The 25,889-nt window shown below is 43.5% G+C and carries 26 protein-coding genes and 2 riboswitches; of the genes, 3 read left to right on the top strand and 23 right to left on the bottom strand.

The features are described from left to right. Positions 1 to 4: 4 nt before the first annotated feature. From fapR to sdaAB, 4 genes are all read right to left on the bottom strand, one after another. A complete protein-coding gene (fapR, locus tag LC036_RS04245) occupies positions 5 to 565 on the bottom strand; it encodes a transcription factor FapR (protein WP_226578670.1) in 561 nt (186 codons plus the stop codon). Positions 566 to 825: 260 nt separating this feature from the next. After that, the gene (recG, locus tag LC036_RS04240; RefSeq protein WP_226579993.1) at positions 826 to 2,862 is read right to left on the bottom strand and encodes an ATP-dependent DNA helicase RecG; all 2,037 of its coding nucleotides are present in this window, start codon (positions 2,860 to 2,862) and stop codon (positions 826 to 828) included. Positions 2,863 to 2,868: 6 nt separating this feature from the next. Then, positions 2,869 to 3,753: an L-serine ammonia-lyase, iron-sulfur-dependent, subunit alpha gene (sdaAA, locus tag LC036_RS04235; protein ID WP_226578667.1), complete on the bottom strand. Its 885-nt coding sequence runs from the start codon at positions 3,751 to 3,753 to the stop codon at positions 2,869 to 2,871. Positions 3,754 to 3,775: 22 nt separating this feature from the next. Then, positions 3,776 to 4,438, bottom strand: coding sequence for an L-serine ammonia-lyase, iron-sulfur-dependent subunit beta (gene sdaAB, locus LC036_RS04230; protein ID WP_226578664.1), 663 nt, complete (start codon positions 4,436 to 4,438; stop codon positions 3,776 to 3,778). A 231-nt stretch (positions 4,439 to 4,669) separates the two neighbouring features. Here sdaAB and LC036_RS04225 point away from each other — a divergent pair, with 231 nt between their 5' ends. Beyond that, a complete protein-coding gene (locus LC036_RS04225) occupies positions 4,670 to 5,938 on the top strand; it encodes an NCS2 family permease (RefSeq protein WP_226579991.1) in 1,269 nt (422 codons plus the stop codon). 525 nt (positions 5,939 to 6,463) lie between these two features. On the opposite strand, the gene LC036_RS04220 is transcribed toward LC036_RS04225, so the two are convergent. The 11 genes from LC036_RS04220 to LC036_RS04170 all read right to left on the bottom strand — a co-directional run bounded on the left by LC036_RS04220 (position 6,464) and on the right by LC036_RS04170 (position 16,504). Next, positions 6,464 to 6,847 carry a hypothetical protein gene (locus tag LC036_RS04220; RefSeq protein ID WP_226578659.1) on the bottom strand — a complete coding sequence of 128 codons (384 nt, stop codon included), beginning with the start codon at positions 6,845 to 6,847 and terminating at the stop codon, positions 6,464 to 6,466. A gap of 83 nt (positions 6,848 to 6,930) precedes the next feature. Continuing rightward, on the bottom strand, positions 6,931 to 7,383 hold the full coding sequence (locus LC036_RS04215; RefSeq protein ID WP_226578656.1) for an Hsp20/alpha crystallin family protein: 453 nt from the start codon (positions 7,381 to 7,383) through the stop codon (positions 6,931 to 6,933). Between the two features lie 70 nt (positions 7,384 to 7,453). Beyond that, a complete protein-coding gene (cysI, locus tag LC036_RS04210) occupies positions 7,454 to 9,118 on the bottom strand; it encodes an assimilatory sulfite reductase (NADPH) hemoprotein subunit (protein WP_413229849.1) in 1,665 nt (554 codons plus the stop codon). A gap of 68 nt (positions 9,119 to 9,186) precedes the next feature. After that, entirely contained in the window at positions 9,187 to 10,998 is a 1,812-nt protein-coding gene (locus LC036_RS04205; RefSeq protein ID WP_226578650.1) for an assimilatory sulfite reductase (NADPH) flavoprotein subunit, read from the bottom strand. Positions 10,999 to 11,012: 14 nt separating this feature from the next. Continuing rightward, positions 11,013 to 11,834, bottom strand: coding sequence for a uroporphyrinogen-III synthase (locus tag LC036_RS04200; RefSeq protein WP_226578647.1), 822 nt, complete (start codon positions 11,832 to 11,834; stop codon positions 11,013 to 11,015). Further along, positions 11,815 to 12,447: an NAD(P)-binding protein gene (locus LC036_RS04195; protein WP_226578644.1), complete on the bottom strand. Its 633-nt coding sequence runs from the start codon at positions 12,445 to 12,447 to the stop codon at positions 11,815 to 11,817. The genes LC036_RS04200 and LC036_RS04195 overlap by 20 nt, the downstream gene beginning before the upstream one ends. Continuing rightward, the gene (locus LC036_RS04190) at positions 12,444 to 13,205 is read right to left on the bottom strand and encodes a sirohydrochlorin chelatase (protein ID WP_226578642.1); all 762 of its coding nucleotides are present in this window, start codon (positions 13,203 to 13,205) and stop codon (positions 12,444 to 12,446) included. The genes LC036_RS04195 and LC036_RS04190 overlap by 4 nt, the downstream gene beginning before the upstream one ends. A gap of 17 nt (positions 13,206 to 13,222) precedes the next feature. Further along, positions 13,223 to 13,999 (bottom strand): uroporphyrinogen-III C-methyltransferase, encoded by a 777-nt coding sequence (gene cobA, locus LC036_RS04185; RefSeq protein ID WP_226578639.1) that lies wholly within the window; start codon positions 13,997 to 13,999, stop codon positions 13,223 to 13,225. Then, the gene (gene cysC, locus LC036_RS04180; protein WP_226578636.1) at positions 14,000 to 14,611 is read right to left on the bottom strand and encodes an adenylyl-sulfate kinase; all 612 of its coding nucleotides are present in this window, start codon (positions 14,609 to 14,611) and stop codon (positions 14,000 to 14,002) included. Positions 14,612 to 14,616: 5 nt separating this feature from the next. After that, entirely contained in the window at positions 14,617 to 15,762 is a 1,146-nt protein-coding gene (sat, locus tag LC036_RS04175; protein WP_226578633.1) for a sulfate adenylyltransferase, read from the bottom strand. Positions 15,763 to 15,778: 16 nt separating this feature from the next. Beyond that, positions 15,779 to 16,504 carry a phosphoadenylyl-sulfate reductase gene (locus tag LC036_RS04170; RefSeq protein ID WP_226578631.1) on the bottom strand — a complete coding sequence of 242 codons (726 nt, stop codon included), beginning with the start codon at positions 16,502 to 16,504 and terminating at the stop codon, positions 15,779 to 15,781. Positions 16,505 to 16,591: 87 nt separating this feature from the next. After that, positions 16,592 to 16,697, bottom strand: a riboswitch (SAM riboswitch). 173 nt (positions 16,698 to 16,870) lie between these two features. Continuing rightward, positions 16,871 to 16,968: riboswitch (SAM riboswitch) on the top strand. A gap of 112 nt (positions 16,969 to 17,080) precedes the next feature. On the opposite strand from LC036_RS04170, the gene LC036_RS04165 reads away from it, so the two are divergent. Beyond that, positions 17,081 to 17,974 (top strand): sulfite exporter TauE/SafE family protein, encoded by an 894-nt coding sequence (locus tag LC036_RS04165; RefSeq protein WP_226578628.1) that lies wholly within the window; start codon positions 17,081 to 17,083, stop codon positions 17,972 to 17,974. 36 nt (positions 17,975 to 18,010) lie between these two features. Here the strand turns inward: LC036_RS04165 and LC036_RS04160 are convergent, their stop codons facing one another. Both LC036_RS04160 and LC036_RS04155 read right to left on the bottom strand, forming a co-directional pair. Then, positions 18,011 to 19,678, bottom strand: a complete 1,668-nt coding sequence (locus tag LC036_RS04160; protein ID WP_226578626.1) for a DAK2 domain-containing protein — start codon at positions 19,676 to 19,678, stop codon at positions 18,011 to 18,013. A gap of 30 nt (positions 19,679 to 19,708) precedes the next feature. Continuing rightward, positions 19,709 to 20,071, bottom strand: coding sequence for an Asp23/Gls24 family envelope stress response protein (locus LC036_RS04155; protein WP_226578624.1), 363 nt, complete (start codon positions 20,069 to 20,071; stop codon positions 19,709 to 19,711). 240 nt (positions 20,072 to 20,311) lie between these two features. On the opposite strand from LC036_RS04155, the gene rpmB reads away from it, so the two are divergent. Next, the gene (gene rpmB, locus LC036_RS04150; protein WP_226578622.1) at positions 20,312 to 20,500 is read left to right on the top strand and encodes a 50S ribosomal protein L28; all 189 of its coding nucleotides are present in this window, start codon (positions 20,312 to 20,314) and stop codon (positions 20,498 to 20,500) included. 194 nt (positions 20,501 to 20,694) lie between these two features. On the opposite strand, the gene spoVM is transcribed toward rpmB, so the two are convergent. From spoVM to LC036_RS04120, 6 genes are all read right to left on the bottom strand, one after another. Next, positions 20,695 to 20,775, bottom strand: a complete 81-nt coding sequence (gene spoVM / locus LC036_RS04145; protein ID WP_035531293.1) for a stage V sporulation protein SpoVM — start codon at positions 20,773 to 20,775, stop codon at positions 20,695 to 20,697. 49 nt (positions 20,776 to 20,824) lie between these two features. Then, entirely contained in the window at positions 20,825 to 21,478 is a 654-nt protein-coding gene (locus LC036_RS04140) for a thiamine diphosphokinase (RefSeq protein ID WP_226578620.1), read from the bottom strand. A gap of 81 nt (positions 21,479 to 21,559) precedes the next feature. Continuing rightward, positions 21,560 to 22,210 carry a ribulose-phosphate 3-epimerase gene (rpe, locus tag LC036_RS04135; protein WP_226578618.1) on the bottom strand — a complete coding sequence of 217 codons (651 nt, stop codon included), beginning with the start codon at positions 22,208 to 22,210 and terminating at the stop codon, positions 21,560 to 21,562. 2 nt (positions 22,211 to 22,212) lie between these two features. After that, positions 22,213 to 23,094 (bottom strand): ribosome small subunit-dependent GTPase A, encoded by an 882-nt coding sequence (gene rsgA / locus LC036_RS04130; protein ID WP_226578615.1) that lies wholly within the window; start codon positions 23,092 to 23,094, stop codon positions 22,213 to 22,215. A 12-nt stretch (positions 23,095 to 23,106) separates the two neighbouring features. Beyond that, entirely contained in the window at positions 23,107 to 25,083 is a 1,977-nt protein-coding gene (gene pknB, locus LC036_RS04125) for a Stk1 family PASTA domain-containing Ser/Thr kinase (protein ID WP_226578613.1), read from the bottom strand. After that, positions 25,083 to 25,844, bottom strand: a complete 762-nt coding sequence (locus tag LC036_RS04120) for a Stp1/IreP family PP2C-type Ser/Thr phosphatase (RefSeq protein WP_226578610.1) — start codon at positions 25,842 to 25,844, stop codon at positions 25,083 to 25,085. Before LC036_RS04120 ends, pknB begins: the two co-directional genes overlap by 1 nt. Positions 25,845 to 25,889: the final 45 nt, after the last annotated feature.

Here is a 25,889-nt window from a genome sequence, read left to right as displayed (position 1 = left end):
CCTTCTACTGGTTAGAACGGTACATTTCGAATGTACCCGCAAACACTTCTTCATTTTCTACATAACTATGGACTTTAACAATCGTCCGCCCTTTATCATCTTCCCCTTTGACGGTTGCTTTAGCCACCACACGCTCTCCAAGATTTACAGGTCTTGAGAACTGGATCATTGATCGGGCTGTTAGTGCAAGCTCATCATTGATTAGAGCAACTGCTAATGAATTTGCCTGCGCAAACAAATGGTGCCCGCGGGCAATATGGTTTCGGGAGAACACATGCTCCGGACGTATATCTAAGATGGAAATCGCCCGATCATCGAGTTCAAGATCAACGACCTCTCCGATGATTTCCTCTACAGGTAAGGCTTTAACCGTTTCATTCCATTCCTGTTCAGCAACGGATTTAATCCTTTCACGCAGTTCAGGAATGCCTAATTCCATTCTGTCGAGCCGAATGGTCTGAATACTGACTCCAAAAGCTTTCGCCAACTCGTCATCCGTGATGAATGGCGTTTGGTCAATCCTATTTCTCAATTCTTCCTGGCGCAATTTCTTAGGCTTTTTCACACAGATTCCACCGTTCGTTTAATCATAAGAGTGATTCTTATGACTAGGTACTAATAGTAATATATAATACCTAAACGATTTACGCAAGGACTGAAACCTTAATGAATGAATTTATACCCGTCCTTCTATTTATTAATGGGCTCTATTATACCTTTAAATAATCTCAATTGCTCTTTCATCTGCAAGAGCCGCCCCCCTCCGTTCAACAAAGGCAGGTGAAGGAAAACAAAAAAGCGGACGCTGTCTGCGCCCGCCCTCTATCAATCCAGGACATTTCCCAATAAATGCCTATCGCTGTATACATAGTCTTTCAGAGCTTGGTAAGATTCATCTTTTTCCAGTGTATTCTCACCAATTATCTCGGCCGCGTCTTTTCTTGCTGTTTCCAGAGCCCGGTAATCATGCACCATGTCTCCGACTTTAAACTCAGGAAGTCCACTTTGTTTCTTTCCAAAGAAATCCCCGGGTCCCCGAAGCTTTAGATCCTGCTCAGATAGCTCAAATCCGTCATTGGTTTCTGTCATAATCCTCATACGTTCTTTCCCGACATCTCCTTTAGGGTCGCCTAAAAGGATACAGTAACTTTGGTCGGCTCCCCGCCCTACACGACCGCGCAGCTGGTGAAGCTGAGATAAACCGAAGCGCTGAGCATCGTAAATGACCATGACTGTCGCATTCGGGACGTTCACTCCAACTTCTACTACAGTTGTAGATACGAGAATGTTCAAGTTATTTTCAGCAAATTGCTGCATCACTTCTTCTTTTTCATCATTATGCAGACGACCGTGCATAAGGCCTACGGATATATTCGGTTCAAACACAGCACTAAGCTGATCATAGACTTCAATCGCATTTTGTATATCCAGCTGGTCAGATTCTTCAATCAGCGGACAAATCACATAAGCCTGATGACCTTTATCAATTTCCTTTTGAATAAAGCTTAGAACACGACTGGTCATGTCTCCTTTTACCCAGTAGGTATCCACAGGCTTTCTACCGGCAGGCATTTCATCTATGACACTGACATCCATATCTCCGAAAGCTGTAATCGCAAGTGTTCTCGGAATTGGAGTAGCTGTCATGAACAGCACGTCAGGCGCAAGTCCTTTATCTCTCAGAGCCCTGCGCTGCTCTACGCCGAACCTGTGCTGCTCATCGACGATAACAAATCCCAGGCTGTCAAAGATGACTTCGTCCTGAATCAGCGCATGAGTGCCGACAAGGATATCAATCTCGTTTTGTTCAACAGCAGCAAGAATCTCCCGACGCCGTTTCCCTTTAATAGACCCTGTCAGTAAAGCTACTTCAGCTCTTCCTTCAAACATCGTTTTCAGGGACTGGAAGTGCTGCTCGGCAAGGATTTCGGTTGGCACCATCAAAGCGCCCTGATAACCCGCGGTGATGGAAGCATATAAACCAATAGCTGCAACAGCCGTCTTACCTGAACCTACATCCCCCTGCAAAAGCCGGTTCATCCTGTGCGGGCTTTTCATATCTTTTAATATTTCAGCCAGGGATTTTTTTTGAGCATTTGTCAGTTCAAAAGGCATGGACTGGACAAAAGAAGTTAATTTATCATTATTGTAAGACTGCACCTGACCGGTAGTCGATTCCCGGTGGTGCTTTCTTAGAAGCTGCATTTTTAACTGAAAGACTAAAAATTCCTCATAGATAAAACGTCTTTTCGCATGCTTCAGCATGACCCTTGAGTCTGGATAATGCATTTGATAAAGTGCCTTTTGTCGATCCGGGAGCTTGTATGCAAGTGCCAGTGACTCTGGGAGGATGTCCACTATTTCACCAGCACTTTCTTCGAAGGCCGTTCGAATCACCTTTTTAAGTGTGTTTAAAGGGACCCCTTCTTTTAAAGTATAGACGGGTTGAATCGGGTCCTGACTTTTCGATTCACCTTTTTTAAATTGACTTACTGTAATTTGCAGACGTTGTTGATCCCATTTCCCTGTAACCGTGACTGTATCTCCCTGCTGCAGCTGTTTTTTAGCAAAAGCACGATTAAATAGAACCGCCTTTACAGCAAATTGATCGACCTGCAATGTGAAGGAAAGCCTTGACTTTTTTCTTCCATAGTAACTTAAAGCAGGCTCCGAAACGATTTCCCCTTCAATTGTTGCCTTTTCATTGTGGGTCAACTCCGTCAGTGGTTTCACTTCATAGGAATCATAGCGGTGAGGAAAATAAAACAGCAGATCTTCCACGGTAAACAGCCCCAGTTCATTTAAATGGGACTGTAATTTTTCTCCGATTCCTTTGACTTCACTAATTGATCGTTGTAACACGTTCATTCACTCTTTCTTCAACGAAATTCCGTACACTTTTGCTTCTAATTCTCTTCCCGTAGGAGTTGCAGCCAAACCGCCCTGAGCCGTTTCTCTAAAGGCTGAAGGCATCCGCTGACCAACTTTGTACATCGCATCAATTACCTCATCACAAGGGATTCGACTGGTCACTCCAGCAAGAGCCATATCAGCAGCTACAACCGCATTCGATGAACCCATAGCATTTCGTTTTACACAGGGCACTTCTACCAGCCCGGCTACAGGGTCACAAATGAGGCCAAGCATATTTTTCAGCGTAATCGCCATCGCCTCAGCGGATTGGGATGGTGTCCCCCCTGCCATCTCAACAATAGCAGCAGCTGCCATCCCGGCAGCAGAACCGACCTCTGCCTGACAACCTCCGGCAGCACCTGAGATCGATGCATTATTGGCAACTACGAAACCGAAAGCTCCAGACGTAAACAAATAGCGGACCATCTGTTCCCGCGTTGGGTTGAGTTGATTCTTTACAGCAAAAAGCGTTCCCGGCACGCAGCCTGCACTTCCTGCAGTCGGTGTAGCGCAGATGGTGCCCATTGCTGCATTTACTTCATTAGTAGCGACCGCTTTACTCACTGCATCCATAAGTAAATGACCGGATAAAGGGGTGTGGTTCTTCATATAATTTTGGATGAGAACGGCATCGCCGCCGGTTAATCCACTGTGTGATTTTACCCCCTTCAACCCGTCCTCCACTGCTTTTTCCATAACGTCGAGGTTTCTTTCCATATGTTGAAATACTTCTTCCCGTGTCAGCTGCTTCACTTCCATCTCTTGACGGATCATAACTTCTGACAGTTGTATATTTTCACTTTCTGCTAGTTCTACGAGTTCAGCTACATTACGAAACATAGGATCGCCCCTTCTTCTATCATTAGTCTGAAATTTTTGCCACCTGAGTGATGTGGTCGGCACGTTCAAGTTCATTCAGTACAGAGTCATCAATGTTTTGATCTACTTCAATGACCATCAATGCCTGCTCACCCTGTGCCTTTCTCGAAACTTCCATCCGTCCGATGTTGATTTCATTTTTTGCTAAAATCGTCGTTGCTGAAGCAATCGCCCCATAACGATCATTGTGTATCAGGAGAATAGCCGGATGGCTTCCGGATAAGCGAAGCTCAAATCCGTTCAATTCTGTTATCTCCGCTTTACCACCGCCGATAGAGATCCCAACAAGCTCAAGTTCCCCATCATCATCACCGATTTTAATTTTTGCTGTATTCGGGTGATCGGTATGAGCGTCTTCTTCATGAAACCGGATCTTCATTCCATTCTTTCTAGCGGTTACCAGTGATTCTCTTATTCTTTCATCAAACGTTTCATAATCCAATAATCCCCCGATAATGGCAACATCGGTTCCATGGCCTTTATAGGTTTTGGCAAACGACCCATACAAATAGATATGGGCATACTTTGGTTCTCTGCCAAAGAGATGACGGGCAGCTCTGCCAATACGGGCGGCACCTGCTGTATGTGAACTGGAAGGACCGATCATAACTGGTCCAATAATATCGAAGACGGAACGGTATTTCATTCTCATCACCTTCCCTTTTCTATCTATAACTGCATATATAATAAGCGTGAAAACGCTTTCCACTACATAATTATCCCCTATCATCTTATCATAAAGATCGAATTTCTACCTCACCTTTTCTAAAAATCAAATGAATCAGGTTGATAGTTTAAAAAAGAGGGAGTAAAATAATTGTTTGTGGGTTACTCGGTAACCGGGCGGGAGAGGGATAATTTCATAGAGGAGATTGAAATGTTCAATCACCAAAACAAACAGATAAGCTGGAAGAAGGAAGGATTGGCCGGTTTGATCGGTTATTTTACGACGGTTTATATCGTCGCCGTGAACAGCCAAATCCTGGAAAGTGCCGGCCTTCCGCTTGAAAGCGGAATGGTAGCCACGATTCTTGCCAGTGCAATCGGCTGTTTGATCATGGCCATATACGCAGATGCGCCTATGGTTCTCATTCCAGGAATGGGCGTCAATGCTTTGTTTGCCTATTCGATTGTTGAAGGAACGGGGATGGATTTTAAAGAAGGACTGGCGGTCGTCATTGTCGCTTCCCTCATTTTCTTAATCACTGCTTTCACAAGACTGGGAGATTGGCTGAAACATGCCATCCCTTCATCTTTGAAGCATGCAATCACTGTCGGACTTGGCTTATTTCTAACCTTAATCGGCCTGGAAAAGGGAGGACTTGTTGTGAAAGGGGAACACTCCCTGATTACACTTGGCAGCCCTTCTTCGATGATGGTTATTACAAGTATAGTGACACTGTTTATCGGCATTTTCTTGTTTACTAGAAATGTACCAGGTAACTTTTTAGTGACTATGATTGCAGGGACAATCCTCGCTCATTTTACCGGTCTGCTTGATGAACCAGGAAAAGGGATTTCCATCAGTGAACAATCGTGGGTATTCATGCCTGATTTCAGCAGTATTGGACAATTTGAATTCTGGATGGCAGTATTCCCTCTTGCGATTGTGCTTATCTTCGAGAACATGGGTCTTATTCATGGTCAGTTAGATATGCTCAATCAGGAAAACAAATTCAAACGGTCCTATCAGGCAACAGCTTTCTCGGCTTTAACCACCGGATTTCTCGGCACTTCGCCGACCGTTTCTTCTGCGGAAAGTGCTGCGGTCATAGCATCCGGCGGTAAAACGGGAAAATCGGCCTTGACGATGGCTGTCCTATTCCTCGGAACATTGTTTTTCATTCCCTGGATATCCATGGTTCCATCAACAGCTATCGCTCCTATTCTGATTATCGTTGGTTCTTTGATGGTTCAAAACATTAAAGAAATTCCTTTCGACCAGTTATCAGAAGCGATGCCTGCGTTTCTTATCATCGTCATGATTCCATTCACCTACTCCATAGCAGATGGAATGGCTTTTGGATTCATTGCTTACCCGATCGTTAAGTTCGCCATTGGAAAACAAAGAGAACTATCAACGCCAGTCGTACTCATCGCCATGGTCTTTCTCATTGAATTTATCATGCGCTCCCTCGGGCATTAAGAAAGAAATGTGGAGGTGCCTTGATAGACACGACAAGCATAAGACGATCTACGGCGTGACGGGCTTTGTCACAGAGTAGAACGCCTTATGACTCGAGTGTCTGGGCACTGAAACTAGACAATACGAACATTAGGATGTGGAGAGGGGTTGGGAGATTTGACACGCATAAGCCGAACATTGCAGTGAAGCGGTCTTCTTTCACGGAAATGGACGGCTTAAAAATCTGCCCCTCGCAACTCGACTGAAAGAAATGTGGAGGTGCCTTGATAGACACGACAAGCATAAGACGATCTGCGTCGTGACGAGTATTGTCACAGAGCAGAACGAAATATGACTCGAGTGTCCGGGCGCTGAAACTTCCAGGTAGTGAAGATTGCCTTTACTTAAAATACATGGGCAGTAAAAAAAGGTGTTGGTCACTATGACCAACACCTTTTTTTCATCTATCCTTGTTATCTTGAGAGTTATCATTTATCTTCCATATCACATAACTCTTCACCCTTATCTAGCAGCTATGACTTCATCTCACCTCCATCTCAACTGAATGGTTAACTGGCAGCACTCCATTTGTTCAACAGACGAGGACATATGTAACTTTAAACGATCAGGATTGTATTCCGCTTTCACTGGTGTAGATACTCCTGTGCTTTTAATAAGGGAATCAACTTTTGACTGATTGGATTCCTTAGCTGCTCCCATCAATTCGTTTGCAAATTCTTTTGAATTCCTAATCTTCCCCACTAGGGTCTGTGCATCCACCATGATACGATCCAAAGAGGAAGCAGATTTCATAAACAAACCTTCATTCACGTCAGGATATATCCTGGCATAAGAAGCGTTCCAGTGTGCATATCCGTAATGCGGAGTCCAGACGACAGGAACATAACAGGGTACCCAGACGATATACAAAACAAACCCTCCCATTCCTTACTTTTACATTATATGAAGGAAAAAAGAAAAGAGAAGATGCATTCCAGCATCTCCTCTTTCTTTCAGTCCACATCTTCCACGTCAATAAGATCGATCGTGGATGATTTTTTAGGAAAAACAATCGTTAATACGCCATTCTTAAACGAGGCACTGCTCGAAGTATCCGCAACGTCAAAAGGTAAGGGGATAATTCTTTCCCTTTTACTAAAGCTTTGCGACTGATTATAATAAGCCTTCTTCTCATCATTCACTTCTCTAATCATTTGTTCCTCTACGAGAATCCTCAGCCGGCTTCCTGCTCGATCAATTCTAATCTGCTCCCTTTCCACATGAGGAAGATAGGCTTCAATCTTGAAATCTACAGCCGTCTCAAATACCTCAATTGGAATAATGGATTGTTCAAAAAATTGACTCACATGCTTAAGGGAGTCGCCAAAGAAGGAGTCAACCGCTTTGACCATTTCATGAAAATGCTGATCAAATAAGCCGGGTAAATATTTATTTTTGTCATCCATATGTCTGCACCTCTTCACATAAAGTTTCCTCTACACTTTATGCGAAATGCCCAGAATGGTGAAACTGATCTCAGCTGTGGAACTCCTGTCCAGATGGTACAGCCTGGACGTATCCTGTACGTATGACAAAATCTCCGAACTTCTCTTCCTCTTCTCTATCTTTAGCATAGTGAAAAAGCATAGGTTTCAATTCATTTAAAATCTCGTTTTCCCCAATGTTTTCCCGATAAAGCTTGTTTAATCGGTCACCAGTGAATCCCGCACCAAGATACATGTTGTACTTACCTGGAGCTTTCCCTATAAAACCAATTTCTCCAAGAGCAGGACGTGAGCATCCGTTTGGACATCCCGACATACGGATAATAATTTCATCATCAGATAAACCCGCTTCATCAAGGATCTCTTCGAGTTTATCTATAAGGGTAGGAAGGTATCTCTCTGATTCCGCCATGGCCAGCCCGCAAGTTGGAAAAGCTACACAAGCCATCGAATTCCGCCTTAATGCCGAATTCTGTTGTCCATCGGATAGACTGTATTTTGAGATAATGGCCTGAATTTCCGCTTTATCTTCTTCTTTTACTTTTGAAACGATGACATTTTGGTTCGGAGTAAGTCTGAATTCACCTTTATGAACCTCTGCAATCTTCTTTAACCCTTCTTTCAAAAGATAGTTCTCTTGATCTTTTATTCTTCCATTCTGGATAAAGAAGGTATGGTGCCAATTGCCATCCTCCCCCTGTGTCCACCCGTATCGATCTCCATTATGTTCAAACTGGTACGCACGGGAGGATTCCAGATCCCAGCCCAGACGAGTGTTTAATTCCTGTAATACATAATCTACCCCAAGACGATCGACTGTATATTTGAAGCGGGCGTTCTTACGATTGGACCGGTTTCCGTAGTCACGCTGTATCGTAACAATCTTCTCCGCCACCTCCGTCACACGGTCAACCGGTGTAAAACCGATGACTCTTGAAAGCTGGGGATAAGTATTCGTGTCTCCATGAGTCATTCCCATACCACCGCCGACAGCTACATTGAATCCCAGCAATTCCTTCCCTTCGAAAATAGCGATAAAACCGAGATCCTGGGAGAAGACATCCACATCATTGGATGGAGGGATCGCTACTCCAATCTTAAATTTCCGTGGTAAATAAAGAGGTCCGTATATCGGTTCATCTTCCTTGCCATCCACGACTTTTTCTTCATCCAGCCATATTTCATGGTAGGCGCGTGTCTTAGGAAGGAGATGTTCACTAATCTTTTTCGACCATTCGTATACTTCAGCATGAAGGGCGGATTGATCAGGATTCACATTTGACATAACATTACGATTGACATCTCCGCAGGCAGCAATCGAATCCATCAAAGCTTCATCCATCTTTTGAATGCTCTTTTTCATATTCCACTTTAAAATTCCATGCATCTGAAAGGTTTGTCTTGTCGTAAGTTTAAGTGTTCCATTCCCGTATTGATCAGCTAGAGAATCCATCGTCAGCCATTGTTCCGGTGTCGCAACTCCCCCCGGAAGACGTACCCGCACCATAAACTGATAGGCAGGTTCCAATTTTTGCTTTTTTCTCTCGTTGCGTAAGTCTCTATCATCCTGCATGTAACTGCCATGGAACTTAAGCAGCTTCGTATCTTCATCTGGTATACTAGCTGTGATGGGGTCTTGAAAACTCTCAACAAGAGAACCTCTTAAATAGCGGCTTTCCTCTTTAATTCTTTCCATTTCATCTGGAGGTCCTTCTGGTTTCAATGTCTTATGATCAGCCAACGAAATCCTCTCCCTTTCTCTCTTTAGTACACATCACGTTGATAGCGCTTGTTTTTTCTTAGGTCTGTTAGATAAGCTTCTGCTTCTTCATTTGAAAGATTTCCTTCATTTTTGAGAATGGTAAGTAAAGTATCCTGAACATCTTTTGCCATATACTTCTCGTCGCCGCACACATAAATGTAGGCTCCTGATTGAATCCATTCGAAGAGTTCTTTACTTTTTTCCATCATTCGGTGCTGAACATACACCTTTTCATCTGTATCCCTGGAAAAAGCAACGTCCATCCTGCTCAACACGCCTTCTTTCAACCATTTCTGCCATTCAATTTGATAGAGAAAATCTGTGACAAAATGTTGTTCACCAAAGAAAAGCCAGGACTTTCCAGCTGCTTCATTCTCTTCTCTTTCTTCCAGGAATGCACGATAAGGAGCGATACCTGTTCCTGCTCCGATCATAATGATGGGAGCGTCTTGATCCTGGGGTAGTTTAAAGCTTGAGTTTTTCTGTACATAAACAGAAAGCTGGTCTCCTGCTTCTGTCCTTTCAGCACATTGACCGGAACAAACCCCTGTGCGTTTTCTGCCGTAGCTGTCATAACGGACCGTACCTATGGTCAGATGAACTTCTTCCGGATTTGCTCTTAAACTACTGGCGATGGAGTATAGTCGAGCGGGGATCTTCCTTAACGCACCTATAAACTCCTCTTCCCCTGCCTCCCAGGGACCAAAATCTTTCACAAAATCAAGCAAGTCTCTTCCATAAATATACGTCTTCACCTGTTCCTGCGATTCTAATAGGTCTTTCAGGGAGGAATCCTTTGTAAAAGCAGCAAGCTTCTCCAATAAAGGCTTAGTCAACACCGTGATTTCATAATGGGAGATTAACGCTTCTCTTAATGCTCGAACTTCCCCTTCCTTATTCACAGTGATTGACAGTTCAGGATCCCAGTTCATTTCCTTAATTAATTCATCCACCAGCGTTTCTTCATTTTTCGGATAAATGCCAAGACTGTCTCCAGGTTCATAGGTTAAGTTTGAGCCTTCTAAATCAATTTCAAGATGTCTGGTTTCCTTGTTGGAACCCTTCCCGTTCAGATTGATGTTTTCAAGGACTTCCGCCTGAAAAGGTGCTTTTTTTGAATACACAGGGCGGTCCGCTCCCTGAAGAGACGTTGATGCTGTCGTTTCCGTGCGCTTGTTTTGACTACTCTCAAGCTTATCGGTAACACCTTTCCACCATATTTCGGCATCGTCATCAAAGTCTAAGTCACAATCCACCCTTGGGTATAGCCGCTCAGCACCTAATTCTTCCAGTCTTTCATCTATTTCCTTACCTGTCTGACAGAAAAATTCATAGGAGCGATCTCCAAGAGCGAGCACAGAAAACCGTACATTTTCTAACTTAGGTGCCCGTTTGCTGAATAGAAAGTCATAAAAAGACAAGGCATTATCTGGTGGGTCTCCATCCCCGTGTGTACTTGTTAAAATAAGCAGGTCCTCTTCATCCTTCAATGACTTCGGCTTATACTCATCCATGTCATGAAGTTTGACTTGGAACCCCTGCTTTTTCAGCTTTTCTGTATATTCTTCAGCCAGTGTCTCGCAATTTCCTGTATGTGACCCGTACAGAATGGTAATCTGCCGCGAAGCTGCCGGCTCCTCCACACCACCCTGCACTTCCTTCTTTGTATCATCCGTTGGCGCAGCCGTCGTTTGAGAGGCAGCTAAATATCCGCTCAACCATATTTTCTGATGATGATCCATTGATGATAATAGTTGATTCAACAGGTCTGCCTGTTTCGGATTAAACGGACTATTCCCAACATTTAAATGCATCGTTTCCACCTCCATCATTCTTCCCCTTTCAAGGTAACGGCCGTCTGAGTCTGATAATAACGATCGAGCGTTACGATCATAGCGCCCATCTTCGGCTTTTCCGGTTGAAGAACCGTTACAATCCCCTGATTTTCCAATTCTTTTGCGGTGACTTTTCCAACAGCAACCGCCAATACATCTCGATTAAAGGCTTCAGTTATTTTTTCCTTTTCCTCTTTGAAAAGGTTTATTACCTGGGTTTTACTTGTGAAAACTACCGCATCTACTTCAGATAAAAGAATGCTCTTCTTCAACCCGTCAACATATTCTGATTCAGGGGGATGAAACGCATAAGGTTTTGATAAATAAACAGAGTATCCAAGTTTTTCTAAAGTGACCTTCAGTAATTCATCATCCTGGTTATAGGCCTGTAGAAAGACTCTCGAATGGCCTTCTGTACAAGCAGTCTTCATATGGGTGAACAAATTACTCATCGTTCCATCCTCAGCAGTTAAAACCGGCTTCAGGTCATTTTCTTTCAGCCAATCGATCGTCTTTGAACCACGTACTGCCAGTTTTTCCGCTGCCAGTTTATGAATAAATGAGTCACGCACTTCTTTTTCTTTCGCTGCATGATCAAGTGTTCTCGCTCCAATGCCTGTCGTTAAGATAACCCACTCGAACGTTTCTTTTAAATAGTCAGTAACGTTTTGTGCGCAAAGGGATTCATTTAACACCTGCCTTCCCTGAATCGGAAAATTGTAAGGGTGACCCCCCATATTTTTTACGAGGTTTGATATGGCATCTGATCTGCGGTCTGCAGCAATACCAATTCTTTTATTTTCTAACCCTGCCACTCGACCGCTCCTCTCCTGCTCTATGTATTTCTTCCAACATGTTCTTTTGTTCACCTGCATCTTTGAATCGATCTTCGAGGAGGTCTTTCAAATACTTCATCTGCACTTCCTCTGACAACCCTTTTTGTTTCAAAACTTTTCTTGCTTCATATAAAAAATCAACATAAGCTTCATACTCCGGTGGATAGAGTGCTTCCAGGTCCCGCTTGATCTTACGCGTTAATTTCGGACTTGCCCCTGAGGTAGTTACAGAAAATTTCAGCATTCCCCTTTCCACTTGTGCAGGGAATTGTACATTACCTTCCCCGCCATCCGCCCTGTTTACAAGAGGTACATCCACACTGTAGGAAGCAATATTTTCATTTGCTTCTGCATCATTCGTTGCAATAACGACGAGAAAGGCTTCTTTTACATCGCCCGAAGTAAATGCTCTTTGTTTCCATTTAATCTTTGACTGCCCTGCCATCTCTTTTAATTCCTCCGTGAGTTCAGGGCTGACTACGGTGATACAAGCTTCTTCATCCAGCAGTTTCCTTACTCTCCTTGTCGCCACAAGGCCACCGCCTGCGACAACAACTTTTCTCCCCTTCAACTGAACGTTAAGGGAAATCATAAGGAGTGCCTCTCAAACAGCAGAGGTTCTTTTTTGATCGCTTCCTTTACTTCATCAGCCACCGCTTCAATCATATGAGGATGATCATTTAAGTAATGAACAACCCGAACATCATGACCGTTCTGCCTGGCAGTCTCCACTTTTCGATCTATTGAATCTACCAAAAGTCCTGTAAACCATAAATAAGGAACAATGACTGTCTTTTGGGATTTTTGTAAAGAGTGTTGAAGACCTTCATCAAAACGGGGGTCTAAAGCAGCTAAATAACAGACACTTATATTAGAATGGGCTGTTTTTTCACCTAGTCTATCAGCAATTGTTTCCATAGATCTTTTCGTATCAGGGTGACGGCTGCCTCTGCCTACAAGCAGCAGGTGAGTGTCTTCATCAAGTGCAGCACCGCTCTCGTGAATTCGATCGACAAGCACATCCACGATACGGTCCTGAACGCCAAGCGGCTTACCATAGTAAAAATGGACGTCTGGATAACGCGACTTCGCTTTCGCAAGCTCATCCGGGATATCTTTAAAGTAATGACCGGCACTTAAAAGGAGCACAGGCTGCACAACAATCTGATCAGCACCTCGTTTTACTAAACGTTCAACTCCCTCCAATACATCCGGTCTGGCAAGTTCTAAAAAGCAGATTTCGAAATCAGTGCTGTTGATCTTTTGATGAACAGACTGAAGAAATTGGACAGCTTCAGAAGCCGCTTCCTTTTTCCGGCTTCCATGACTGATATATAAAACAGCTTCCATCCTTATCCCTCCTATCTTCAGCCGACAACAGATTGAACTGTCTCTTGTTTTATATCTACTGAATGTTCAAACCACTGTAGTTTATCTCTTAATTGAACGACATCGCCTACAATAATCATAGCCGGATTTTGAATATCTTTTGATCTCTCAATGATGGTGTCGATTGTACCCGTGACTGTTTTTTGGTCAGGAGTCGTACCAGATTGTACAAGGGCAATTGGAGTATCGATCGAACGGCCGTACTTAATGAGCCTTTCACATATTTCCGGAAGTTTCCGGACGCCCATATAGATGCATAAGGTATCCATACTTTTCACAACACGTTCCCAATAGGCTTCTTCATCAGCGCCCTGTCTGCTTACACCAGAAATAAAAGCAACAGAAGAACTGTATTCTCTATGAGTGACAGGAATACCCGCATACGCCGGTGCTGCGATTCCTGAAGTTATCCCTGGAACGATTTCATAAGGAATGGCGCGTTTGGTAAGTTCTTCAGCTTCTTCGCCTCCGCGTCCAAATACGAATGGATCACCGCCTTTTAACCTCGTCACTACCTTGCCCTGCAGTGCATATTTACAAAGCAGGTGATTGATTGTCGACTGGGATAATGCATGATGATCTGGACGTTTGCCACAGAAAATGAGTTCTGCTCCCTCTTTTGCTTCGTCAAGCAGTTCCTGATTAATTAAGCGGTCGTACAGGATGACGTCTGCTTTCTGAATTGACTTTAATCCTTTCACCGTTATTAAGTCATAATCTCCAGGCCCTGCGCCGACAATATAGACTTTCGACATTTATGCGCCCTCCTTTCCTTTAATCCAGTTTTTATCTTCCAGGAGTGTCAGGATCTGTTCTGCACATTCCTGGACATTGAACTGATCGGATTTCACAACCGCCTCTGGTTTATCCGGGGACTCATAAGGGGCATCGATGCCTGTGAATCCTTTTATTTCTCCAGCCCTTGCTTTTTTATATAACCCTTTAGGATCGCGTTTTTCACAAGCGCTTAACGGACAATCTACATGGATTTCCAGGAATTCATTTTCTCCAAGTAATGCTCTTACACCGTCCCGGTCTTCCTGATATGGAGAAATAAAAGCTGTTAGGACGATTGTTCCGCTGTCAGCAAACAATTTGGCAACCTCGCCAATGCGCCGGATGTTTTCTTTTCTGTCTGCTTCATTAAATCCTAAATCATGATTGAGTCCGTGACGTACATTATCACCGTCCAGCAGATAGGTCTGGACTCCTTTTTCATAAAGAAGCTTATTCAGCTGGTTGGCAATGCTTGATTTACCGGATCCAGACAATCCGGTAAACCATAGAACGCCGCTGTGATGACCATTCTTCTTTCGATAATCGCCTTTTTCAACTGTTGTATTGTGCCAGGTTATATTCGTTGACATGTTCTTCACCCTTTCACTTCCGCCTGCTCCTGCATGCCTTCAATGAGTATGTCGACAACTTCCGGTCGACTGAAGGTTTTAGGTGGCTTTTCACCTTTACGAAGGAGTTCCCGTACTTTCGTTCCCGATAAGATGACGTGATTTTCCTTCTCATGTGGACACGTTTTATGAGAAGCCATGGCTTCACAGGCATTGCAGTAAAAACTGTGTTCAAAGAATAAAGGAGTAATCTCTAATTCCTCTTCATCAAATTCGCTGAAAATCTTCTGTGCATCGTACGTTCCATAATAATTACCGACACCGGCATGATCGCGGCCGACAATAAAATGTGAACACCCGAAATTCTTCCTTACAATTGCATGGAAAATGGCCTCTCTCGGACCTGCATAGCGCATAGCTGCATTGAAAACAGCAAGTGTTACACGGTCCTTGGGATAATAATTGTCGAGCAATACCCGGTAGCTCTTCATTCGCACATCACTTGGGATGTCGTCACTCTTTGTCTCTCCAACCAGTGGATTTAAGAATAGCCCGTCAACCGTTTCAAGCGCGGCTTTCTGGATGTATTCATGAGCCCTATGTACAGGATTTCTCGTCTGAAATCCTACAACCTTTTTCCAGCCTAACTCCTGAAAATGCGCCCTTGATTCAACCGGATCCAGGTAATATTGATCACCATGTTCTCTAGGAGGTCTTTGAAAAACTTCAATCTTTCCTCCGACATAATGATCTGGACGATCCAATAACTTTTTCACCCCGGGGTGGGCAGGATCCGTTGTCAAATACACTTTTTCTGCTTCTTTTTCTTTTTCCGGTTTGAAAATATCAGTAATCGTGATGACACCGTATAATGTTCCGTTATGAACAAGCTGAGCTTTTTCTCCCAGTGTCCCTGCCTGTTCAGCGCTGACCGGCAGGGTAATCGGAATACTCCATGGTGTTCCATCCTTTAAACGAAGTCCATTTACAACGGCCTCGTAATCTTCCTGGTTCAAAAATCCTTCGAGCGGACTATAAGCCCCGTTGGCAATCAAATCAATATCACTTAGAGCCATGGAATCGAGTTCAATTTTGTCAGCAGGAAGCTCCTTTAAAGTATTTTTTTTGAATCGGTTAATTAATGTTCCTCCATGTGGCTGGATAATAGACATGTGTATTCCTCCTCAATTATTGATCGTCTGATCGCGGTGTGTGCAGGCCGCATTCTGTTTTGTTAAATCCCTGCCATCTTCCGGACCGGTCATCACCGACGGCTTTAGCTGTACATGGGATACACCCAACGCTCGGATACCCTTGATCGTGCAATTCATTGTAATCCAAGCTATTTAGTCGGATATAATCCCATACGTCTTCCCATGTCCAGTAAATAAGTGGACATACTTTAACAGAATGGAAGCGTTCATCCTTATTGACAAAGTTGGTATGGCTTCTACTTAGTGATTGTTCACGCCTGAGCCCGGAAATCCAGGCGACAGCACCAGCAAGTGCATCTTCAAGTGGTTTAATTTTACGAATGGCGCAGCACTGGTCCGGCTTTCGTTTCCATAGGGCAGAGCCATATTGTTCCGACTGTTGTTCCAGGGTCAGATCAGGTTTTTTCATATGAATTCGTAGTTTCGGGTATCTCTTTTTCACTTTTTCAATTAAGTCATAGGTCTCTTGAAAATGCAGATCTGTATCTAAAAATACGACGTCAGCATCCGGCTTCACCTTGGAGATCAGATCAATCAGAACGATTCCCTCTGCTCCAAAGCTGCAGGCATACACAATATCAGAGCCATATTGTTTATAAGCCCACTCAATAACTCGAAAGGCTCCCTTTGTTTCGTCCTTCGGCTGTTCCTTTTCAAAGGGATCACCGGTGAAATGTTCATATGTCGGCTTAGTATTCATGGGCCCCTCCTTTCTCAAAATCAAACAAAAATACCTTTCATCTTGGATAAGAAGAAAGGTATTTACTAGTCAAAGTAAAGAACCATCTTCTTATCTTTCCAAGTGCTCCTGCACTCGCTGGAATTGGCACAGTATCATGAGATCCGTTGCCGAGGCTTCCAAGGGCCAGTCCCTCCACCTCTCTAGATAAGAAAAAGCTGCTGAAGTTTTCTGAAAAAACTAATTGATACAAATATTATTCCTGTTTTAAGGATATGTCAACACCCTTTCTAAATATTACAACTTTTCTGTTACTTCTTTTTGTCATCTCTTGACAAATGTTCTGAGGTCCTTTAGCTTTGAATAATATAAATTCATACATACACATCCTTATAAAGAGCCGGGGGAGGAATCTGGTCTTATGATCCCGCAGCAACCTGTTTAAAGGTGCTCATTCCAGCAGACTACGTTCTGAGAGATAAGGAGAAGATAAAACCTCTTCTCCTTGAAGAGGTTTTTTTATTCATTATTTAGAAACCTCTTTTCACCTAAAACCAAGTAAACTCATATGTTTAATAGAAAAAGGAGAGGTTTCGTTTGAAAAAGTTATTACTTTTCGCATTGGTCGGATTCTTTGCCCAGCTTATGGATGGAGCATTAGGAATGGGGTTTGGGCTGAGTTCTTCCTCTATATTACTTGCCTATGGACTGTCGCCTGCCGTCGCTTCAGCCTCCATTCATTTTTCACAAATTGCGACAACTGCTGCTTCAGGATTTTCCCATTATAAATTTGGAAACGTTGATAAACGCCTCGTTCTGACACTTGCCCTTCCAGGAGCAGTCAGTGCTTTCTTAGGTGCGGCATTATTAAGTAGGATTTCAGGTGATTTCATACGCCCCTACATATCTGTGTTCTTATTAGGATTGGGCGTATATATCGTTTTCCGCTTTCTATATTTGAATCAGGGTCATCGCAAACCTGCAAAAAGAAAGCCTTTCAAGAAGCGGTTTATTTACCCGCTTGGGTTTGCAGGTGGATTCCTTGATGCTATTGGAGGCGGAGGATGGGGGCCGGTCAATACACCTGTCCTTCTTTCAAACGAGGGAATTGCTCCAAGAAAAGTCATTGGAACCGTAGACACAAGTGAATTTATCGTAACCTTATCTGCAACCCTTGGCTTCTTCATTTTCCTGGGATGGGAACAGTTCAGCTGGCTGCTCGTTTTTTCTTTTGTTATCGGGGGTGTCATTGCAGCCCCGATAGCTGCGTGGCTTGTTAAAATTATGCCTTCTCTTGTCCTTGGTGTAGCTGCTGGAGGGTTTATTATTTTAACAAACCTGAGAACCCTGCTTATGTATACCGGGTTGAATGGAACAGCGCTCTTTCTGATCTACTCGCTATTCCTGTCCGGGTATATTGCAGCACTCATCTTTTCTGTACGAAACTATATAAAAATGACCCGCACAGCTGCAATCCGCAATCAGGCATAAAAAAAGCAGCCCTCAAAAAAGGGCTGCTTCAGATTTTTATTCAATAGAGAAGATGTAGGCATAGATTGGTTGTCCACCCTTGTGGATTTCAATCTCTAAATCTTCAAATGTCTCTTCGATAAAACTTTCCAATTCAGAGACGTCGCTTTCGTCAACGCCTTCACCTGTAAGAATGGTCAGGATTTCATCTTCATCTTCATCAATCATTTGATTCAACAGTGTTTTTGCCGTCGTTAAGGCGTCTTTATCTGTAGCAGATATTTTGCCCTCAGCGATTCCCATGAAGTGGTCTTTTTCAATGTTTAAGCCATCAATTTGTGTATCTCTGACAGCATATGTGATCTGACCTGTCTTCACTTCAGACATCAGGTTACTCATTTCCTCTTTATTTGTTTCAAGGTCTGCTTCCGGGTTAAATCCAAGCAGCGCACTCATCCCTTGAGGAATGGTTTTAGTTGGGATCACAGCCACTTCCACTTCAGCAATTTCTGCCGCCTGTTCTGCTGCCATGATGATGTTCTTATTGTTAGGAAGAAGGAAAACACGCTCTGCATGTGCTTCTTTAATAGCCTCAGACAAGTCCTGAGTACTAGGGTTCATCGTCTGTCCCCCTTGAATGACAACGGTCGCTCCAAGACTTTCAAACAGTTTCTTAATCCCATCACCCATGCTGACCGTTACAATGCCGTAAGGAGCCTTCTCTTCACTCTTCGGCTTGGCTTTCTTCTTATCTCCGACAATGGATGTATGTTGTTCACGCATATTTTCAATTTTCATATTGATCAAGCTGCCATATTTCTGGCCAAGCGTCATGGCTTTACCCGGATACTCCGCATGCACATGAACTTTTATCAGATCTTCATCGGAAACGACGAGAAGTGAATCCCCGATTTCACTCAGCTGGTTACGAAAAGCCTCTTCATCATAAGGGTTTTCTTTCAGCTTATCTTCTTCAAATTTAACCATGAACTCGGTACAATAGCCAAATTCAATATCTTCTGTGTTCATGAAATCCTGAGCTAATTTATGGTGTTCAGCACTGACCATCTCATCCATGGAGACCGTTTCGTCAATATCAGGAAGCTCTTCACCTTTTAGATTAGCAAGAAAACCTTCATAGATCGTCACAAGACCTTGTCCGCCGCTGTCGACCACGCCTACTTCTTTAAGAACAGGAAGCAGGTCCGGTGTTCCTTTCAAGGATTTTTTCGCAGCTTCTACGACTCCTTCAATGAACGGAATGAAATCACTTTCATTTTCTGCAAGCTCAACGGATGCTTCAGCCGCTTCTCTTGCAACGGTCAGAATCGTGCCTTCTACAGGCTTCATAACTGCTTTATAAGCCGTTGTGACTCCTCCCTGTAAAGCATCAGAAAAGTCCTTCGTCGTTAGAACTTCCTTCTCTTCCACAGCCTTAGAAAAACCACGGAAAATCTGAGAAAGGATCACACCCGAATTTCCACGTGCCCCCATTAACAGACCCTTGGAAAGGGATTTAGCGACCTCACCTGCATGGTTTTGGTCTACTGTTTTCACTTCTTCGGCACCAGATGTCATGGACAAATTCATATTTGTACCAGTATCTCCATCCGGGACAGGGAAAACATTTAATGCATCAATCATTTGAGAATTCTTGTTCAAATGATGAGCTCCTTGTAAAATCATCTCGGCTAATGTTTTGCCGTCTAACTTTTGTAACGTCACGTTACTTCCTCCTTTGACTACAACCGCACCCTACTCGCTTGTCACGCGGACTCCCTGAATAAAGATATTTACAGAATCAACGGACAATCCGACTGTTTTGTTTAATGTGTATTTCACTTGTGATTGAACATTATGAGCAACTTCTGAAATCTTCGTCCCGTAGCTCACAATAATATACATATCAATATGGAGGCGATCTTCATCCTGTCTGACAACAACGCCTCTTGAAAAATTCTCTTTGCGGAGCATTTCAGATAGGCCGTCGCGAATCTGATTTTTAGAGGCCATGCCGACAATTCCGTAGCATTCTACGGCTGCTCCTCCGGCAATTGTTGAAATGACATCATTGCTTATAGTTATATGGCCATATTTATTATTTAAATCAACGGACATATAGATCCTCCTTTATATTCCTCATTTTCTCTCCTTATTATAACACAAGATGAGCTTATGAATTTCTCGTTCAAGATAAGAAAATGAGCCGGATATCCCTATTATACTGTGTAACAATTCATTCTATCTGTCAAGAAAAAATTCTTGATATAATTGTGCTGAGATTATTGCAAACAACCAGTCTGTATGATAAAGTTACTAAGTATCTGATGATTTATGTATGTAACAGGAGGGATTTTCATGGCACGAAGAAGTGTAGTATCTGGAAAAGGTACACGTTCAGGTAACCACCGTTCACACGCGATGAACGCTAATAAACGTAAATTTAAAGCAAATGTACAAAAAGTTCGCATCCTTGTGGATGGTAAGCCTCAAAAAGCTTACGTTACAGCACGTGAACTTAAGTCTGGCAAAGTACAACGCGTATAATGTTCACTAAAGAGCGTAAATGCTCTCAAAAAAGCACCCGGAATTCCGGGTGCTTTTTTTGTATACAATGAGTATTAAAGCCCTAGTGCCAAGCTTTCGCGCCATTCCCTGTGAAGGTTCGCTTTCACCAGGAGACTGAATCTCAAGCCTCACCTGATTCCTCCCCTTCTCAGGGAAAGCACGGCTGCATTTTCCTAATCTTTTTTAAAAGTACTTATGACTGCGCGCACTATACCCCCAACGAACCGTGGGAGTTTGATCGTATAAAACTTCAAAGAGCCCCCTCCTCCTATGTGAACTAATGCGAACTCCCTTCTTCATCCTTTATTCATTCAAGTCTGTACTTCTTATTACTAAGAGTATGCCTGACTCAAAAGAAAAAGTACCCGTATCTTCAATCAGTCGATTTGAAATGCACAAGGTGGAGCCAAAAGGAAGATAAGCTCTTTGCAGGGGATAATAAAACCCATGAAGAGTAAGATCCTTAACATCCAGCGTTACCGGTAAAAAAGAAATATAAGGATATTGCTCATCCGCTTTGATGGTATGTTCTCCATGAGTGACTATTTCCACTTGGTTCTGCCGGTCAATGACCGTCCCTTTCACCTTTCTTTGCATAAGAGGATAAAGAAGCTGTATGTTCGCCTGGGAGTGATCCATTCTTCCCCCTGTCACTCCGAATAATAGGATATGCTGAGCTTCTCTTTCCAGTGCCTCATTTACGGCTAACTCCAAGTCGGTCTCGTCTTTTTCATCGGGATAGGTAACCACTCTTTCTGCCTGTTCCTTAATTTTTGCAAACGAGGCTTCTGTGACGGAGTCAAAATCACCTATGGCTAAGTCAGGTGCTATGCCGTTTTCTATTAATACCTCTGCCCCCTGATCGGCCCCTATCCATAGATAATTTTCTTTATTGTAGGGCACTAAATCAGGAATGTATTCTTTCGGTCCGCCTCCAACAATGGCAATCTTCCTCACGGCTATCATCCTTTCTAAAGAAAAAGCTCAGAGTGCATGGCTGTCACCATCCTCTGAGCTTTTTGTTCTTGTTTCCCTGTCTTACAAAGAGGCACGAATCTCATCCATTGCTTCTTTCCGGTCTGACTTATTGAAGACAGCACTACCTGCTACCAGTACATCGGCACCAGCTTGTGTACAAATAGAAGCAGTTTCTTTATTGACACCGCCGTCGACTTCAATCTCGAAAGACAGATTTTCTTCGTTTCGCCATTGGGCAATTTTTTCGATTTTCGGTACAACCGAAGAGATAAAGGACTGCCCGCCGAACCCTGGATTAACTGTCATTAGTAGAACGAGATCAACTTCATTAAGAATTGGGCGGATCATTTCAGGTGGTGTACCTGGATTAATGACCACTCCTGCCTTTACACCATGACTCTTAATAAGTTGAAGCGTACGATGCAGGTGGGGACATGCTTCCTGGTGGACTGTAATAATATCTGCCCCTGCTTCAGCAAAAGCTTCGATATACTGATCCGGATTCTCAATCATAAGATGGACATCAAGAGGCAGCCTCGTTATAGGACGAACTGCATCCACAATCAGCGGACCAATTGTGATGTTAGGAACGAAATGTCCGTCCATAACGTCTACATGAATATAGTCCGCTCCACCTTTATCGACATCTTTAATTTCTTCCCCTAATTTTGAAAAATCAGAGGCTAAAATGGAAGGAGCTATTTTAACCATAATTAATACCTCGGCTTTCTAGTCTGTATTTCATTCAGAAACTGTAAGTAATGATCATAACGCTTCTTAGCAATCTCTCCGTCTTCCACCGCTTTTTTAACGGCACACTTAGGTTCCTTATGGTGAAGGCAGCCTCTAAATTTGCAATCATTCTGGACTTCTACAAATTCCGGGAAGCATTCAGGAAGCTGCTCCTGTTCCAATTCGCCAAATTCCAGAGAGCTGAACCCGGGTGTATCTGCTACAAGTCCATCGGAAATTTCATATAGCTCGACATGACGTGTCGTATGTTTTCCGCGGCCCAGACTTTCGGATATTTCATCAGTATCAATAGACAGACGCGGGTCTATAGAATTCAACATGGAAGACTTTCCAACCCCGGATTGCCCGGCAATTACAGTCGTTCGATCAGCTAAGTGGGACTGGATTAAGTCCATGGATTCGGAATCGTTCACAGAGGAAAGAATTACGGAATAGCCGATCTTTTCATATTGATCTTTGTAAGCTTCCATCGCCTTCCTGCGCTCATCATCGACTTGATCCATTTTAGAAATAACAATAAACGGCTCAATGCGCTTCTCTTCCACAAGCACTAAAAAACGGTCGAGCAAAAGGGCATTGAAGTCGGGATGGACAGCCGAAGTTACAATTAATGCCTGATCAACATTCGCGATCGGCGGTCGTACGAGTTCATTCTTCCGATCTTCAATCGAAAGAATATACCCTTCTTCTAAGTTGTCGGCCTTAAATTCCACAAGATCGCCGACGAGTGGAGAAATTTTCCTTTTACGGAAGTTGCCCCGTCCTCTGCACTGATACACTTCTCCATCGGAATAAACATAGTAAAAACCGCTGAGTGATTTGATTATCTTTCCTAACGCCATGCATTCACCTTCTTAATAAGGGACCTTTCCTTCATCAATTACTTCGTCACCTCTCTGAACTCTATAGCTTGCTTCTCCACCTTCTTCGATGGTCACTGGAACGGGGAACGTCGTCGTTTCTGTAATCGTTTCTTCTACGACCGGTGTTTCCATATCATTGTTGTAATCATCCACATAAATGAGCACCTGCTGTTCTGCCGATTCCGCTTCTTCGTCAAAAGGAACTTCAATGGACAGCGTTTCTTCTCTAGGCGGCTTCGCTTTCGGTCCTTTGGAAACTGTAATCGTAACGGTCGATCCTTCCTTGACCTCCGTAAATGCTTCTGGATCCTGACTGATTACTTCTCCTTGAGGTACCGAATCAGAGAATTTTTCTGTCTGTTCCATATTTAAGTTTCTGTCTTCAAGATAACGGCTTGCCCGATCTAACGTCATCCGATCTAAACGGGCTAGGCTGATCGTCGGTGGACCTGTACTTACCCGGAAAATAACTTGCTCCTCTTCTGGAACCACATCCGTTCCAGGTGTGGGGGACAGCTGAGCGACAATTTCTCCCGCAGGTCTGTCGCTTGAGACAGGAATACGCTCAATCTTTGTATACCCTTTGTTCTCCAACTCTTCCTCTACCTGTTCATAATCCTGGCCAAGATAATCCGCAAACTCTTCTGTTTCTTTCCCCTGGCTTGTAAAAATGGTAACAGTCGATTCTTCTTTTACCGTCATGCCCGGCTCAGGATCTGTTCCGATAACCAGTCCCTCATCCACTTCGTCTGAATACTGCGGTTCCCGCTTCACATTTAAATTTAAGTCACTTAATTCACTATACGCTTCTTCGTATTCCATACCAGGGATATCACGTGGGATATCCACATCGGCCGGTTGAATGATTCCAGGAATGGTAAAGAGCGCTATGCCTCCCCCCACAAGGAGGAGGACAAGAAAAGATAGAATCCAGGGCCAGACCTTCTTTTTCTTTTTAACCGGCGTTTCTTCTTTTTTAGGTTGTGACTGTGTGTTTGGTTGAGTAAACGTCTTATGGTCACCTGTATGAATAATTGTATTTTCTTCCGTAACTTCCCCGTAGACTTCATTTGTAATCACAGGAATGGCTTTTGTTTTATCTTCATCATTGTCTTCAGGCAGTTGAAATGGTGCTTCGTCCATCCGGTAAGGCTCCAAAGATGTTTCTATATCCTGTTCCATATCAAAAACGGAAGGGTATCGATGAAAGGGATCTTTGGCTGTAGACTTTAACACCACATTTTCAACACTCTGAGGGAGGTCCGGAGACCACCGTTTCAAAGAGGGTGTTTCATGTTGTAAGTGTTTTAACGCAATCGAGACAGGTGATTCTCCCGAGAAAGGAAGCCTCCCTGTAAGGAGCTCGAAAAAGACAATACCAAGAGAATACACGTCTGATTTTTTTGTAGCCATTCCCCCGCGTGCTTGTTCAGGGGAAAGGTAATGGACCGATCCTAAAACCGAATTGGTCTGGGTTAATGCCGTGGCACTTAAAGCCATTGCAATCCCAAAGTCTGTCACTTTTACATGTCCATAGTGATCGATGAGGATATTTTGCGGCTTGATATCTCTATGCACAATTTCATTGTCATGGGCATGAGCAATCGCTGAAGTAACCTGACGCATAATGTCGACAGCCTCTGAAACATCCACGGGGCTGTGCTGTTGAATGTACTGCTTCAATGTCATCCCATGGACGTATTCCATCACCATATAATATAAATCATCTTCTTCTCCAACATCATAAATATTGACGATGTTTGGGTGGGAAAGGCTGGTGGCAGACTGCGCCTCCCTATGGAAACGAGCAATGAACTCCTCGTCATTTCCATGTTCAAGTCTTAAGACCTTGATGGCAACATCACGATCCAATATCGTATCATAAGCAACGTATACGTTTGCCATGCCGCCACCACCGATCATCTCTTGTACGCGATAACGGTCATTAAGGAGACGGTCATTGAGCATTAATCTACACCTTCTTTCTCATGTAAAGGCTTCTCATAATGAACAACGGCAAGCGTAATGTTGTCTTCTCCCCCGCGCTCATTTGCAAGGTGAATGAGTTTTTCAGTAAACGATTCCCATTCTCCCTCATAATATTTAATTTCACTAAGCTCTTCGTCGCTTACTTTATTCGTTAAACCATCTGTACATAAGAGAAGACGGTCATCTGGCTCAAATTCCATTGTTACGACATCCGCGGTCAAGTCAAATTCTGTGCCTAATGCCTTTAAAAGAACATTTCTCCTGGGGTGCTGTTCTGCTTCTTCTTCTGTTATCTGACCAGATCTGACGAGCTCGTTCACTAAAGAATGGTCTTCAGTCACGGGTTTAAACCCATAAGTGTTAGCAAAGTAACATCGGCTGTCCCCGATGTGTCCGATGGATGTGAATTGTTCCGTACAGACAGCTGCAACAATTGTCGTTCCCATGCCTGCGCATTCCTCATGCTCATTAGCATACGCTTTAATTTCATTATTTGCTGCACGCACAGCTTCTCTGATCCAATTTTCAGCATCTTCCGGGGTGGTTAGCTGGTCCATCTGCTGCCATTTATTATGTAAGTGGGACGTTGCCATCTGACTGGCCACATCCCCTGCTTGATGACCACCCATACCATCTGCCACAACAGCCAGTATCTGACCGGCTTCGTTACGGAAGACACCGCCTGCATCTTCGTTGTGGCTTCGAACTTTTCCCTGATCTGTAAGATAATACCCTATCATGGACTCACCTGCCTTTAGTCAATTGGAGGCTCCGCTCGATGTCAT

Origin of the sequence: Halobacillus litoralis (assembly GCF_020524025.1) — a bacterium.
GTDB classification, from domain to species: Bacteria; Bacillota; Bacilli; order Bacillales; family Halobacillaceae; genus Halobacillus; species Halobacillus litoralis_D.
The sequence above is the reverse complement of the archived record's forward strand: the minus strand, read 5'-3'. Positions and strand labels throughout refer to the sequence as shown.

What these genes read in the sequence shown, in the direction of transcription:
- sdaAA (WP_226578667.1), bottom strand. Translation starts at nt 3,753, where the DNA reads ATGTTTCGTAATGTAGCTGAACTCGTAGAACTAGCAGAAAGTGAAAAT.
- sdaAB (WP_226578664.1), bottom strand. Translation starts at nt 4,438, where the DNA reads ATGAAATACCGTTCCGTCTTCGATATTATTGGACCAGTTATGATCGGT.
- LC036_RS04225 (WP_226579991.1), top strand. Translation starts at nt 4,670, where the DNA reads ATGTTCAATCACCAAAACAAACAGATAAGCTGGAAGAAGGAAGGATTG.
- LC036_RS04215 (WP_226578656.1), bottom strand. Translation starts at nt 7,383, where the DNA reads ATGGATGACAAAAATAAATATTTACCCGGCTTATTTGATCAGCATTTT.
- cysI (WP_413229849.1), bottom strand. Translation starts at nt 9,118, where the DNA reads ATGGAAAGAATTAAAGAGGAAAGCCGCTATTTAAGAGGTTCTCTTGTT.
- LC036_RS04205 (WP_226578650.1), bottom strand. Translation starts at nt 10,998, where the DNA reads ATGCATTTAAATGTTGGGAATAGTCCGTTTAATCCGAAACAGGCAGAC.
- LC036_RS04195 (WP_226578644.1), bottom strand. Translation starts at nt 12,447, where the DNA reads ATGATTTCCCTTAACGTTCAGTTGAAGGGGAGAAAAGTTGTTGTCGCA.
- LC036_RS04190 (WP_226578642.1), bottom strand. Translation starts at nt 13,205, where the DNA reads ATGGAAGCTGTTTTATATATCAGTCATGGAAGCCGGAAAAAGGAAGCG.
- cobA (WP_226578639.1), bottom strand. Translation starts at nt 13,999, where the DNA reads ATGTCGAAAGTCTATATTGTCGGCGCAGGGCCTGGAGATTATGACTTA.
- cysC (WP_226578636.1), bottom strand. Translation starts at nt 14,611, where the DNA reads ATGTCAACGAATATAACCTGGCACAATACAACAGTTGAAAAAGGCGAT.
- sat (WP_226578633.1), bottom strand. Translation starts at nt 15,762, where the DNA reads ATGTCTATTATCCAGCCACATGGAGGAACATTAATTAACCGATTCAAA.
- LC036_RS04170 (WP_226578631.1), bottom strand. Translation starts at nt 16,504, where the DNA reads ATGAATACTAAGCCGACATATGAACATTTCACCGGTGATCCCTTTGAA.
- LC036_RS04155 (WP_226578624.1), bottom strand. Translation starts at nt 20,071, where the DNA reads ATGTCCGTTGATTTAAATAATAAATATGGCCATATAACTATAAGCAAT.
- rpmB (WP_226578622.1), top strand. Translation starts at nt 20,312, where the DNA reads ATGGCACGAAGAAGTGTAGTATCTGGAAAAGGTACACGTTCAGGTAAC.
- rpe (WP_226578618.1), bottom strand. Translation starts at nt 22,210, where the DNA reads ATGGTTAAAATAGCTCCTTCCATTTTAGCCTCTGATTTTTCAAAATTA.
- rsgA (WP_226578615.1), bottom strand. Translation starts at nt 23,094, where the DNA reads ATGGCGTTAGGAAAGATAATCAAATCACTCAGCGGTTTTTACTATGTT.
- pknB (WP_226578613.1), bottom strand. Translation starts at nt 25,083, where the DNA reads ATGCTCAATGACCGTCTCCTTAATGACCGTTATCGCGTACAAGAGATG.
- LC036_RS04120 (WP_226578610.1), bottom strand. Translation starts at nt 25,844, where the DNA reads ATGATAGGGTATTATCTTACAGATCAGGGAAAAGTTCGAAGCCACAAC.